The sequence below is a fragment of the Serratia sp. AR11 genome (genome assembly GCF_056376275.1).
The window spans coordinates 4,716,105-4,727,819 of sequence record NZ_CM150739.1 but is presented as its reverse complement, the minus strand read 5'-3'; the positions used below and the strand labels follow the sequence as shown (position 1 = coordinate 4,727,819).

Below are 11,715 nucleotides of genomic sequence, written 5' to 3'. Positions count from 1 at the left end.
CACTATGGCATTGTTTGATATGGATAACGGCTGTCTCTCGTTGGTGGTTTCGTCGTTGGGTGGCAGCGTGTTGAAATTGGCCGCGCGCGGACCAGAGGGAGAGATCCCTCTGCTGCGGCCTGCGGTGTTGAGTGATACCACGTCGGCGCTGCAATCGGGGTGTTTTCCTCTGGTTCCTTTTGGTAATCGGGTGAATCAAAACCGCTTCAATTTCGAGGATCATGAATATCAGCTCAGCGCGAATACCGACTGGGATCGGCACTATCTGCATGGCGACGGCTGGCTGCAGGAGTGGCAATGTGTTGAACAGGGTAGCAATCACCTTCACTTGCGTTATCAGCATGAGGATGGCCCTTACCGTTATCAGGTAGAGCAATATTTCACCCTGCAGCAACATCAACTCAGTATTGAATTGGCGGTAGAACACCGTGGTGAAAGGCCGATGCCCTATGGGTTGGGTTGGCATCCGTATTTCCCGTTAACGGCGGATACCCGAGTACAGGCATCCGCCGGGGCCTACTGGTTGGAGGCCGAAGACTGGCTGGCGGGTGAGCAGGCGGCACTGACCGAGGCGCTGGATTTCTCCCAGCCAGGCCCGTTGCCGCGTCACTGGGTGAATAACGGGTTCAGCGGCTGGAACGGTGAGGCGCGGATCCAGTGGCCGGAACAAGGCGCTCGGTTACGGATGAACACTCAGCCGGCTTGCCCGGTTTACTTCCTGTTCGTCTCGGATCCGGCGTTTGATCCGGGTTATCAGTTCGACTTCTTCTGCCTGGAACCGATGTCGCATGCCGCTAACGGCCATAACATGGCTGACCTGGGTGGGCTGCGCCGCTTGGCTAAAGGGCAGCGGTTTAGCCAGACGATGCTGCTCAGTTATTCCTCGTTTTAAGTCCGGAAATTAAAATTCGGATCTCCTTCACAGAACCCGTTTAAACCCTGCAACCGGTTACTGAAACCGGTTGCTGTTTTTTCGTTTTTGAAACCATACTCATTCATCGACTGTATGATTTGCACCTATATCTCAGGAGAGCGAATGAAAAAAATATTCTTATGCTGTGCCGCCGGAATGTCTACCAGCATGGTGGTAAATAAAATGAAAAAGTCAGCAGAACAACAGGGGATTGAGGTTGATATTATTGCCGTCGGTATGGATGAATTTGAATCTACGCTGGCAAATTATCAATGCTGCCTGCTTGGGCCGCAGGTTAAATATAAACTGGCCGATTTTAAAAAAATCGCCGACAGGGAAAATAAGCCCATTGCGGTTATCAACAGCATGGATTACGGCATGATGCGCGGTGATAAAATCCTCGCCGAAGCCTTACGGATGATCGCACAACACTAATTCCGCCGGGGCCACCTGCCGCCGAGCGTGGCGTCGGTTTGTTCGCCCCGTGACCATTGACTCAGAACGTCCCGAGGGTTGAACCATGAGTATCAGCCAGGCCGCATTCAATTTTATTGAAAACCGTATCAGCCCCATTGCCGGTAAATTATCGACCCAGCGACATATTATGGCGATCCGCGACGGTTTTATTTCCGCGATGCCCTTTATGATCGTCGGCTCATTCTTATTGGTATTTGCCTACCCGCCTTTTTCGGCCGACAGCAGTTGGGGAATAGCTCAATGGTGGCTGGGTGCTGCGGAGAAACATCAGGTCGCTATTCTCACCCCGTTTAATATGACCATGGGGATTATGTCGATTTATATTACTGCCGCCATCGCTTATAACCTGGCGCAGAGTTATAAGCTCGATCCCTTTATGGCGGCCATGCTGGCGCTGATGTCATTTTTGCTGGTCGCCGCGCCGCAGACCGAAAAGATGCTGCCGACCGCTGCGTTGGGCGGCGTGGGGATCTTCACCGCCATTTTGGTGGCGGTCTATACCACCGAACTGATCCGCTTTCTCAAGCAGCACAATATCGGTATCTCACTGCCGGAACAGGTGCCGGCCAAGATCAAACAGTCGTTTGATCTGCTGATCCCGATCCTGGCGGTGGTGATCACCCTGTATCCGCTCAGCCTGCTGGTGCAGCATCAGTTCAACTTACTGTTGCCACAGGCGATCATGGCGCTGTTCCAGCCGCTGATTTCCGCCGCCGACTCGCTGCCGGCGATCCTGCTGGCGGTGCTGATCGGCCATTTATTGTGGTTCGCCGGTATTCACGGCGCGGTGATCGTCTCCGGCATGCTGCAGGCATTCTGGCTGACCAATCTGGGCATCAATCAGGATGCGTTGGCCGCCGGCCACCCGATGCCGCACATCTTTATGGAAGCTTTCTGGACCTTCTTTATCGTCATTGGCGGATCCGGCGCCACCTTTGGGCTGGTGCTGCTTTATCTGCGCAGCCGTTCGGCGCACCTGCGTTCGATCGGCAAGCTGAGCCTGGTGCCGAGCTGCTTCAACATCAATGAACCGGTGATCTTTGGCACGCCGATCGTCATGAACCCGACCTTCTTTATCCCGTTTATTACCGCGCCGATCGTCAATTCGATCATTGCCTATGCGGCCGTGAAGCTGGATCTGATTGGCCGCGTGATCTCGGTAGTGCCCTGGACGGCACCGGCACCGATTGGCGCTGCCTGGGCCACCGGTTGGGATCTCCGTGCCGCACTGCTGGTGCTGCTGCTGGCGGCGGTATCGGCACTGATCTACTACCCGTTCTTCAAGGTCTATGAGCAGCAGTTGCTGGATCAGGAAGTGAGTGAGGCGGAGCAGATCGAACAGACACAAGGAGTCACCGAATGATCGACATGGAAACGGCGGTAATGGAATTGATCATCAACGCCGGTGAGGCTCGCAGTTGTGCCATGCAGGCGTTGTACGCAGCGCGCAAATACCAGTGGGATCAGGTAGATATTTTGCTGGCGGAGTCGCAGTTGGCGGCGAAGCGAGCGCATGCCACTCAAACCGAGCTGATCGGTTTTGACGAGGGGGAAGGCAAGCTGCCGGTCAATCTGATTATGGTGCACGCGCAGGACCACATCATGAACGCCATGCTGGCGCGCGATCTGGTGGAGGAACTGGTGAGAATTTACCGATTACTGGAGCAGAACGGGGTGAAAAACCAATGAGCGTATTTCCGAAGGATTTCCTGTGGGGCGCGGCGACCGCGTCTTACCAGGTTGAGGGCGGCTTTGATGCCGACGGCAAGGGCCTGTCCAACTGGGATTTGTTCTCCCACCTGCCCGGCACCACTTATCAGGGTACCAACGGCGACGTCGCGGTCGATCACTACCATCGCTTTCGCGAAGACGTGGCGCTGATGGCCGAATTGGGGATGCAGACTTACAGATTTTCGATCTCCTGGCCACGGTTGCTGCCGCAGGGGCGGGGCGAGGTGAATGAGGCCGGGATCCAATTCTACAGCGATCTGATCGACGAACTGCTCAGGCACAACATCAAACCGATGATCACCCTGTACCACTGGGATCTGCCGCAGGCGCTGCAAGAAGAGTTTGGCGGTTGGGAATCGCGTGAGATCGTCGATGCTTTCGATGAATATGCCCGTCTGTGCTATCAGCGTTTCGGCGACCGCGTCGAGCTGTGGTCTACCTTTAACGAAACCATCGTGTTTATCGGCATGGGCTATATCACCGGGGCGCATCCGCCCAAGCTGACCGATCCGAAAAAGGGCATTCAGGCCTGTCACCATGTGTTCCTGGCCAATGCCCGCGCGGTAAAAAGCTTCCGTGAAATGAAGATCAACGGTCAGATCGGCTTCGTCAACGTGCTGCAACCGAACGATCCGATCAGCGACTCGCCAGAAGATCGCCGCGCCTGCGAGTTAGCCGAGGGGATCTTCACCCATTGGCTGTACGATCCGGTGTTGAAGGGCGAATACCCGGCAGAGCTATTGGCGATGGCGCAGCAGGCCTTTGGCGTACCCTATTTTGCACCGGGCGATGAGGCGCTGCTGAAGGGCAACATCGTCGATTTTATCGGTCTTAATTACTACAAGCGCGAAATGGTGGCGCATAACGACGATGTCGAGGGCTACGCGATCAACACCAGTGGCCAAAAGGGCAGCGGGCGTGAACTGGGTTTTAAGGGGCTGTTCAAACTGGTGCGTAACCCGAACGGGGTTTATACCGACTGGGATTGGGAGGTTTATCCGCAGGGACTGACCGATGCCATTGGCCGCATCGTCAAACGCTACGGCAACATTCCGATCTATATTACCGAGAACGGGTTGGGTGCCAAGGATCCGATCGTCGCGGGGGAAGTGCGCGATCAACCGCGCATAGACTATTTGCGCGATCATATTCAGGCGATCGGTGCGGCGATCGAGCAGGGTGCCGATGTGCGCGGTTACTACCCCTGGTCGTTTATCGATCTGCTTTCCTGGCTCAACGGCTATCAAAAGCAGTACGGCTTTGTGTATGTCGATCACGACAATAATTTGGCGCGCAAGAAGAAGCAGAGCTTTGGCTGGTATCAGCGGGTGATCGCCAGCCACGGTGAGCAGCTGTAACGGGGAAGGGGAAAAAGTAGCCCTCTCTTTCAAGAGAGGGCTGGTAAGAGCTAAACCTGTAGGGGTCGAACATGTTCGACCCGATTTAACCCATTGATTATGCTATCGGGCGCGGCATGCAGCGCCCCTACCATTAAACAACAGGGCTGGCTAACATTACAGTGAGTCGGGATCCGGCCCCAGACGGTTGCCGATATCCAGTTGGGCGATATCGCTCAGCTCGTCTTTATCCAGTTTGAAATCAAACACCTCGAAGTTTTCACGAATGCGTGAAGGCGTGACCGATTTCGGGATCACTATCAGGCCGCTGTCCAGGTGCCAGCGCACCACGATTTGCGCCGGGGTCTTCTCGTATTTTTCAGCCAGATGTTTGATCAGCGGTTGGTCGAACACCCCTTCGCCGCCCTGCGCCAATGGGCTCCATGATTCGGTAGCGATGTGGTGCGTTGCGTTCCAGGCGCGCAACTGACGTTGTTGCAGCAATGGATGCAGCTCAATCTGATTAATCACCGGCGCGATATTGGTTTCGTCCAGCAGGCGCTGCAGATGCGGGGTATGGAAATTGCAGACCCCGATACTCTTCACCAGCCCCTGTTCGCGCAGTTTGATCAGCCCGCGCCAGGCGTCTACGTATTGATCTTGCTGCGGTTTTGGCCAGTGGATCAGATACAGATCGACGTAGTCCAGCTTGAGTTTTTCCAGGCTGGTTTCCAGAGCGGCCTGTGGGTCGCCCTGATCGTCGTTCCACAGTTTGGTGGTAATAAACAGTTCATCGCGCGGCACCGAGGCGGATTGCAGTGCGGCACCGACCCCTTCCTCGTTCTTGTAAATCGCAGCGGTATCGATCGAACGATATCCCACCTCCAGCGCCTTGAGCACCGCCTGGGTGGTGTCTGGAATACTCGCCTGCCAAACGCCGAGACCCAACTGCGGCATCAGATTACCATCGTGGAGTTTGATGATGGGTTGTTGCGTTGTCATGCGTATCTCCTTGTTAACGGATTGCCCGGTGCTGCATGCACCAGGAACGGCTATCAATAAATTCTAGTTGGCAAACTGGGGTGGTGCTGAGTTTGCTAAGCAAATTTCAGCGATATCAGAATAGTGCTTGGCACTGCGCCCGAGGACAACTCGGGCGCAAGAGACTGAAATTAAAGCCTGACAGGTAACCGCGAGTTTGCGATTAACGTGCCGCCTCATAAATACGCTGGCTGACTTCCAGGGTGATGTCCTGATGTTCGCCCAGCGCGGTCATGCCGTGCTGATGCAGCTTATCAAGCAGTGCCGGGATCGAGCTGCCGTCGAGCTGGTAATCGGCCATGCGGGTTGGCACGCCCATTTGTTCGAAGAAGGCACGGGTGGCGGCGATGGCCCCGTCGATACGGTTGTCTTCGCTGCCCTCACGCAGACCCCAGACGCGGTCGGCATACTGCAGCAGTTTTTCGCGTTTCTGCGCTTTTTTCTCGTTCAGCAGCGCCGGCAGGACGATGGCCAGCGTCTGGGCATGATCCAGACCGTGCATGGCGGTTAACTCGTGGCCCAGCATATGGGTTGCCCAGTCTTGCGGCACACCGGCACCGATCAGACCGTTCAATGCCATGGTGGCGCTCCACATCACGTTGGCGCGTACGGCATAGTTTTCCGGTTCTGCCAGCGCACGCGGGCCATCTTCCAGCAGCGTCAGCAGCAGGCCTTCGGCAAAGCGATCCTGCACTTTCGCATCGACCGGATAGGTCAGGTATTGCTCAATGGTGTGGATAAAGGCATCGACCACGCCGTTGGCGATCTGGCGCGGTGGCAGCGAATAGGTCACTACCGGATCCAGTACCGCAAACAGAGGCTGAACGTATGGCGAGAAGAAATGCTGTTTGTCGCCGCTGCTTTTACGGGTGATCACCGCGCCGCTGTTGGATTCAGAACCGGTAGCCGGCAGTGTCAGCACGCAACCCATCGGCACAGCGCCTTTGATTTCGCTGCCGACGGTTTTCAGGATATGCCATGGATCGCTATCCGCCTGATAATGGGCCGCTGCGGCGATGAACTTGGTGCCATCGACCACCGAACCGCCACCGACGGCCAGCAGGAAATCGATGTTCTCTGCACGCACGACCTCGACCGCTTTCATCAGCGTTTCGTAGGTTGGGTTAGGTTCAATACCGGAGAACTCCTGCACGTTGCGACCCGCCAGTGCGGAATAAACCTGATCCAGCACGCCGTTTTTCTTCACGCTGCCGCCACCGTAGGTGATCAGAATGCGTGCATCGGCAGGGATCTGCTGCGCCAGGCCGGCGATTTGGTCTTGACCGAACAGGATTTTGGTTGGGGTATGGAGAATAAAGTTTTGCATGGCTGATTTCTCTTCTGCATGAGGCAAGCGCCGGATGGCGCAAAATATCTGGGGTGTATTGTCAGTAACCTGGCCCCGCAGCACAATGCTCATTCCTGCCCGAGTCTTGCCTATTCCTACAAAGCGTTGTAGAAAAGCAGAGTTTTAAACTATTATTTATGCCGAATTGTTCTTAGTGTAAGAGGGTGTTTCCGTGAGTGAAATCGATGAACTGCGCGGCCGGATGGCGCGCCAGGCGGCCGGCTTTGCCGAGAGTAACGGTTATACCCCTTCGCCGGTGCCACTGGTGAAAATCCTCTATGTAGATCGCCATTGTCCGCGTCAGCCGGTGATGTACGAACCTGGGGTGGTGATCATTTTCCAGGGCCACAAAGTGGGTTACTGCGGCAATCGGGTGTTTCAGTACGATCCGCGTAACTATCTGTTGATGACGGTACCGCTACCGTTCGAATGTGAAACCTTTGCCAGCCCGGAACTGCCGCTGGTGGGGCTGTCAGTGAATATCGATAGCCAAATGCTGCAGGATCTGTTGATCGACATCGGCGATGACGACTACCTGATGAAACCGCGAAGAGAAAGCAGCGGGGTTAATCTGGCCGAGTTGTCGGAAGAGTTGTTGTGCGCCACCGAACGCCTGCTGGACGTGATGGCCAAACCGCTCGATGCACGGGTATTGGGGCCGCAGATTGTGCGCGAAATTCTGTACCACGTGCTGCGTGGCAGCTGCGGGACGTCGTTGCAGGAGCTGGTCAATCGCCATACCCACTTTAGCCAAATCGCCAAGGCGCTGCGACGCATCGAGAACCAATATGCCGACAGCCTCAACGTTGAGCAGTTGGCGGGGGAGGTGAATATGAGTATTTCGGCGTTTCACCATAACTTTAAGGCGGTGACCAATACCTCGCCGTTGCAGTATGTGAAGTCCTATCGGCTGCACAAGGCGCGTCTGCTGATGGTCCACGACGGTCTGAAGGCCAGCACCGCCGCGCTGCGCGTCGGCTATGAGAGCGCTTCGCAGTTCAGTCGTGAATTCAAACGCTTCTTTGGCGTGACGCCAAGCGACGAAGTGGCCCGACTGCGTGATAACCCTCCTTTAATGATGGAGGGCTAAGCACGCAGCCGGGGTGGCTACTGCCGCCCGCAAGCCGATCAGGAAGAGGCGGCGCGCTTTTTACGCCAGATAACCAGCATGGCGCCCAGCAGCCCCACCAGCAGCAGTAGCAGCGGCAGGATCATCAGCCCGGTCATTACCTGGCTTTCGTAGCGTTTCACCAGTGGGATCTGGCTGAAAGCGTAGCCAAGACCGACCACCGCGCCAACCCAAATCACGGCGCTCAGCCAGTTAAATATCTGAAAACGCGTGCTGTTCAGGCCTGAGATACCGGCCATGGTCGGCAGCAGGGTACGAACAAAACCCAGAAAACGGCCGATCACTAATGCCATCAAGCCATGGCGGTTAAACAGATTATGCGCACGTTGATGATATTGGGCAGGCAGTTGCAGCAGCCAGCCTTTGACCAGATTGGTGTGACCCAACCAGCGCCCCTGCACGTAGCTAAGCCAACAGCCGAGGCTGGCGGCAACGGTTAAAATGATCAGCGTTGGCACAAAGGCCATCACGCCTTTGGCGATCAGGGCACCGGATAACAGCAGCAGGCTGTCGCCGGGCAAGAAGGAGGCTGGCAGTAGTCCGTTTTCTAAAAATAGAGTGGTGAAAAGTACTGCATAAACCACCCAAATTACGCTGGGATCAGCAAGGGCAATAAAGTCCTGCTGCCAAAGCGCATGAACAATCTCTCGTAATACATCCATTATATATCCTGTTGCATGCCGGTTGCGCCTGGGGTTGGCTTCCCCAGGATGCGGTGTTGACCGTATCTGACAGTTACCCGGCTAGTGTAACGCTAATAGCTTAAGCACACATTAAACAAGGCGAATAAAGTTGCCATTGCAACAGGTGGCGCGTCAGTGCGCGTTGGCGATACGCTCGAATCCGGCGGCGAGGTCGTCAATCAGATCCTGTACGTTCTCCAGTCCGATATGCAGGCGCACCAGGGTGCCGGAGAAGTCGACGCCGCCGGCCGGACGAATGGCTTCCAGCTCTTCCGGTTGGTTGGCCAGTATCAACGATTCATAACCGCCCCAGGAATAGGCCATGCTGAAATGGTTGAAATTGTCCAGATATTCGGCCAACTGTGCGTCGCTCAGACGTTGTTTCAGCACGAAAGAGAACAGGCCGTTGCAGCCGCTGAAATCGCGGCGGTAAAATTCGTGGCCCTTGCAGCTGGGCAGCTCCGGGTGATTGACCACTGCCACCTCCGGCCGTTCGGCCAGCCAGTTGGCGACTTCGATGCTGCCTTGCTGATGTTGCTTCAGGCGTACGCCCAGCGTGCGCAGGCCACGGCTGGCCATATAGGCGGTATCGGCGTCCACCATCTGGCCCATCAGATAAGAGTATTCGCGCAGTTGATCCCAACAGCGCTGGTTTGCCACGGCGGTGCCGAGCATGTAATCGGAGTGGCCGATAATGTATTTGGTCCCAGCCTGAATCGAAATATCAATGTCGAAGTCCAGCGCCTTGAACAGCACACCGGCCGCCCAGGTATTGTCGATCATGATCACCACTTCCGGTGCCACCGCGCGAATGGCCTGCACCATGGCCGGGATATCCTGAACTTCCATGGTGATCGAACCGGGCGATTCAAGGAACACCACGCGGGTATTGGGCTGAATAAGCCCGGCGATATCGGCACCGATCAGCGGGTCGAAATAGGTGGTTGCCACGTTCATGCGGCTCAGGATATGGCTGCAAAAATCCTGTGTGGGTTCATACACCGAGCCGGTCATCAGCAGGTGGTCGCCGGCGCTGACAAACGAAAGGATAGCGTTGGAGACCGCAGCCGCGCCGCAAGGGTAAAGGACACAACCTGCGCCGCCTTCCAGCTCAACCATCGCATCCTGTAACGCAAAGTGTGTCAGGGTGCCGCGCCGGCCATAAAACAGTTCGCCATGGGCCCGCCTGGCAGTGGCGTGCTTTTTGGCCGCCACCGAATCAAATACCAGTGAAGAAGCGCGTTGGGTGACGGGATTGACGGAGCCCTGGGTATAGCGCTTGCTGCGTCCTGCGCCGATCAGAGTGGTTTCGATGTTTTTTGACGTCATAGGAGCGGGCTCACCTTTGGCTTGGTCTTCACGGGATGTTTGCGATAGCCCTTACGTTAGCATGACATATGATAGCCATCCAGACGTTTTAACCGCCAAATGTAAAAGCGTTGCCGATTTACCCGTTCTTGGGACGTTGTTTTGCCGATTATTTGGTAAATAATAATGAGAACTACTATCAATCCCTGATTGGTTTGATATGATCGCACGCTGAATTATTCCTCAATTTTGATCGGTAACGGGTGGAGGCACAGCGTGAAAACGGCTGGCAAGAATTTAAATCAAGGATCGTTCGGTCAGGGCCGGGCGCAATGGGGCCAGGCATTTGGCCGCGGTCTGTTAGCTTCAATGGTATTGGTAGTGGGTCTGGCCGGTAGCGCTCAGGCTGCTCCGGCGACTAATCCGGCCGTTACCCAGAGCGTTGCTCCGGCCTCTGCGCCTGCCGCAGCCGCGCCTGAAAGTATCACTCCGCTGAATCCGCAACCGACCATCCTGCCGCCGGAAACTCGCGGTATGGACCTGTCCGTCTGGGGCATGTACCAGCATGCGGACATCGTGGTGAAAATCGTGATGATCGGTTTGGTGCTGGCGTCTATCGTCACCTGGACCATCCTGTTCTCCAAGGGCAGCGAACTGTTCCGCGCCAAGCGCCGTCTGCGCCGCGAACAGCTGGCGCTGGCCAATGTGCGCTCGCTGGATGAAGCCTCCGAGCTGGCACAGAACTTCTCGGACGAGAGCATCAGTTCCGTATTACTGAATGATGCGCAAAACGAACTGGAGCTGTCGGCAGAGTCTAACGACAACAACGGCATCAAGGAACGTACCGGTTTCCGTCTGGAGCGTCGCGTTGCGGGCTACAGCCGTAACATGGGCCGTGGTAACGGTTTCCTGGCAACCATCGGTGCCATTTCGCCGTTTGTCGGCCTGTTCGGCACCGTCTGGGGCATCATGAACAGCTTTATCGGCATCGCCCATTCGCAAACCACCAACCTGGCCGTGGTTGCACCCGGCATCGCAGAAGCGCTGTTGGCAACCGCATTGGGGCTGGTGGCCGCTATCCCGGCGGTGGTGATTTATAACATCTTTGCCCGTGTAATCAGCGGTCATCGCGCTCAGGTTGGCGACGTGGCTGCTCAGGTGCTGTTGCTGCTGGGTCGCGATTTGGATCTGGCCGCCACGGCACAAGCCAAACGTTCACAGCATTCACAGCAACTGCGGGTGGGGTGAGTTATGGCGATGCGCTTAAATGAAGATCTGGACGACAGCGGCGAACTGCATGAAATCAACGTGACGCCGTTTATCGACGTCATGCTGGTGCTGTTGATCATCTTTATGGTGGCCGCGCCGCTGGCAACGGTAGATATCCGTGTCGATCTCCCGGCTTCCTCAGCCAAACCGCAGCCGCGCCCGGAAAAACCGGTGTTCCTGTCGGTAAAAGCGGATAAGCAGCTGTACGTTGGCGAACAGGCGGTCAGTGCAGATCAACTGACGTCGGTGCTGGATCAGCAAACTCAGGCCAACAAAGAGACCACCATCTTCTTCCAGGCGGACAAGACCGTGGACTACGAGACGCTGATGAGCGTGATGGATACGCTGCGTAAAGCCGGCTACCTGAAGGTGGGGCTGGTGGGGATGGAAGGCACCGCCAAAGCGGGCTGACATCACCAACGATAAAAAAGGCGCTCAGGCGCCTTTTTTATTGGCTGAGTTTTGTACAAAGGCTTGAC

Annotated in this window: 12 protein-coding genes; 8 read left to right on the top strand and 4 right to left on the bottom strand. The window is 56.0% G+C overall.

Features of this window, described 5'->3' with window-relative positions; genetic code table 11:
• The first annotated feature begins 4 nt into the window (after positions 1-4).
• From ACSOSI_RS22310 to ACSOSI_RS22290, 5 genes are all read left to right on the top strand, one after another.
• Positions 5-892, top strand: a complete 888-nt coding sequence (locus ACSOSI_RS22310; protein WP_419246173.1) for an aldose 1-epimerase — start codon at positions 5-7, stop codon at positions 890-892.
• A gap of 144 nt (positions 893-1,036) precedes the next feature.
• A complete protein-coding gene (locus ACSOSI_RS22305; RefSeq protein WP_012146923.1) occupies positions 1,037-1,348 on the top strand; it encodes a PTS sugar transporter subunit IIB in 312 nt (103 codons plus the stop codon).
• Positions 1,349-1,433: 85 nt separating this feature from the next.
• Positions 1,434-2,753, top strand: a complete 1,320-nt coding sequence (locus ACSOSI_RS22300) for a PTS cellobiose transporter subunit IIC (protein WP_012146922.1) — start codon at positions 1,434-1,436, stop codon at positions 2,751-2,753.
• Positions 2,750-3,079 (top strand): PTS lactose/cellobiose transporter subunit IIA, encoded by a 330-nt coding sequence (locus tag ACSOSI_RS22295; protein WP_012146921.1) that lies wholly within the window; start codon positions 2,750-2,752, stop codon positions 3,077-3,079. The genes ACSOSI_RS22300 and ACSOSI_RS22295 overlap by 4 nt, the downstream gene beginning before the upstream one ends.
• Positions 3,076-4,479 (top strand): GH1 family beta-glucosidase, encoded by a 1,404-nt coding sequence (locus ACSOSI_RS22290; protein ID WP_476706180.1) that lies wholly within the window; start codon positions 3,076-3,078, stop codon positions 4,477-4,479. Before ACSOSI_RS22295 ends, ACSOSI_RS22290 begins: the two co-directional genes overlap by 4 nt.
• A gap of 156 nt (positions 4,480-4,635) precedes the next feature.
• Here the strand turns inward: ACSOSI_RS22290 and dkgA are convergent, their stop codons facing one another.
• Positions 4,636-5,460, bottom strand: a complete 825-nt coding sequence (dkgA, locus tag ACSOSI_RS22285) for a 2,5-didehydrogluconate reductase DkgA (protein ID WP_112364167.1) — start codon at positions 5,458-5,460, stop codon at positions 4,636-4,638.
• Positions 5,461-5,662: 202 nt separating this feature from the next.
• The gene (gene yqhD / locus ACSOSI_RS22280; protein ID WP_218216666.1) at positions 5,663-6,826 is read right to left on the bottom strand and encodes an alcohol dehydrogenase; all 1,164 of its coding nucleotides are present in this window, start codon (positions 6,824-6,826) and stop codon (positions 5,663-5,665) included.
• A gap of 223 nt (positions 6,827-7,049) precedes the next feature.
• Between yqhD and ACSOSI_RS22275 the strand changes: the two genes are divergently transcribed.
• Complete coding sequence (locus ACSOSI_RS22275) at positions 7,050-7,937, top strand: AraC family transcriptional regulator (RefSeq protein WP_256137947.1); 888 nt, start codon at positions 7,050-7,052, stop codon at positions 7,935-7,937.
• A gap of 38 nt (positions 7,938-7,975) precedes the next feature.
• On the opposite strand, the gene ACSOSI_RS22270 is transcribed toward ACSOSI_RS22275, so the two are convergent.
• Positions 7,976-8,638: a DedA family protein gene (locus ACSOSI_RS22270; RefSeq protein WP_476706179.1), complete on the bottom strand. Its 663-nt coding sequence runs from the start codon at positions 8,636-8,638 to the stop codon at positions 7,976-7,978.
• Between the two features lie 153 nt (positions 8,639-8,791).
• On the bottom strand, positions 8,792-9,988 hold the full coding sequence (metC, locus tag ACSOSI_RS22265; protein ID WP_012146911.1) for a cystathionine beta-lyase: 1,197 nt from the start codon (positions 9,986-9,988) through the stop codon (positions 8,792-8,794).
• A gap of 255 nt (positions 9,989-10,243) precedes the next feature.
• Between metC and exbB the strand changes: the two genes are divergently transcribed.
• Both exbB and exbD read left to right on the top strand, forming a co-directional pair.
• Positions 10,244-11,215, top strand: coding sequence for a tol-pal system-associated acyl-CoA thioesterase (gene exbB / locus ACSOSI_RS22260; protein ID WP_012146910.1), 972 nt, complete (start codon positions 10,244-10,246; stop codon positions 11,213-11,215).
• A gap of 3 nt (positions 11,216-11,218) precedes the next feature.
• Positions 11,219-11,647: a TonB system transport protein ExbD gene (exbD, locus tag ACSOSI_RS22255; RefSeq protein WP_012146909.1), complete on the top strand. Its 429-nt coding sequence runs from the start codon at positions 11,219-11,221 to the stop codon at positions 11,645-11,647.
• Positions 11,648-11,715 lie beyond the last annotated feature (68 nt).

Coding starts and splice junctions, on each gene's coding strand:
- ACSOSI_RS22310 (WP_419246173.1), top strand. CDS start 5: ATGGCATTGTTTGATATGGATAACGGCTGTCTCTCGTTGGTGGTTTCG.
- ACSOSI_RS22305 (WP_012146923.1), top strand. CDS start 1,037: ATGAAAAAAATATTCTTATGCTGTGCCGCCGGAATGTCTACCAGCATG.
- ACSOSI_RS22300 (WP_012146922.1), top strand. CDS start 1,434: ATGAGTATCAGCCAGGCCGCATTCAATTTTATTGAAAACCGTATCAGC.
- ACSOSI_RS22295 (WP_012146921.1), top strand. CDS start 2,750: ATGATCGACATGGAAACGGCGGTAATGGAATTGATCATCAACGCCGGT.
- ACSOSI_RS22290 (WP_476706180.1), top strand. CDS start 3,076: ATGAGCGTATTTCCGAAGGATTTCCTGTGGGGCGCGGCGACCGCGTCT.
- dkgA (WP_112364167.1), bottom strand. CDS start 5,460: ATGACAACGCAACAACCCATCATCAAACTCCACGATGGTAATCTGATG.
- yqhD (WP_218216666.1), bottom strand. CDS start 6,826: ATGCAAAACTTTATTCTCCATACCCCAACCAAAATCCTGTTCGGTCAA.
- ACSOSI_RS22275 (WP_256137947.1), top strand. CDS start 7,050: ATGGCGCGCCAGGCGGCCGGCTTTGCCGAGAGTAACGGTTATACCCCT.
- ACSOSI_RS22270 (WP_476706179.1), bottom strand. CDS start 8,638: ATGGATGTATTACGAGAGATTGTTCATGCGCTTTGGCAGCAGGACTTT.
- metC (WP_012146911.1), bottom strand. CDS start 9,988: ATGACGTCAAAAAACATCGAAACCACTCTGATCGGCGCAGGACGCAGC.
- exbD (WP_012146909.1), top strand. CDS start 11,219: ATGGCGATGCGCTTAAATGAAGATCTGGACGACAGCGGCGAACTGCAT.